Source organism: Paenibacillus sp. N119s (assembly GCF_059447605.1).
The window spans coordinates 1-404 of sequence record NZ_JCAJRU010000525.1 but is presented as its reverse complement, the minus strand read 5'-3'; the positions used below and the strand labels follow the sequence as shown (position 1 = coordinate 404).

Genomic DNA, 404 nt, shown 5'->3' with positions numbered 1-404 from the left:
TCACCCTGAACTCCCTGTGGTCCTTGATCACCCTGAACTCCCTGTGGTCCTTGATCGCCTTGGATTCCTTGAGGTCCTTGGTCGCCTTGAACTCCTTGTGGTCCTTGGTCGCCTTGAACACCCTGAGGGCCTTGGTCGCCTTGGACTCCTTGTGGTCCTTGATCACCTTGAACTCCTTGAGGGCCTTGGTCGCCTTGGACACCCTGAGGGCCTTGATCACCTTGAACTCCTTGAGGGCCTTGGTCGCCTTGGACACCCTGAGGGCCTTGATCACCTTGAACTCCTTGAGGTCCTTGGTCACCTTGAACTCCTTGCGGTCCTTGGTCTCCCTGAACTCCCTGAGGTCCTTGGTCGCCTTGGACTCCTTGTGGTCCTTGATCACCCTGAACTCCCTGTGGTCCTTG

1 pseudogene is annotated in these 404 nt (G+C 57.2%); it reads right to left on the bottom strand.

Annotated features, from left to right (window positions below):
• Nucleotides 1–404, bottom strand: a pseudogene (locus AC5V8P_RS26145) (hypothetical protein); the annotation flags it as partial.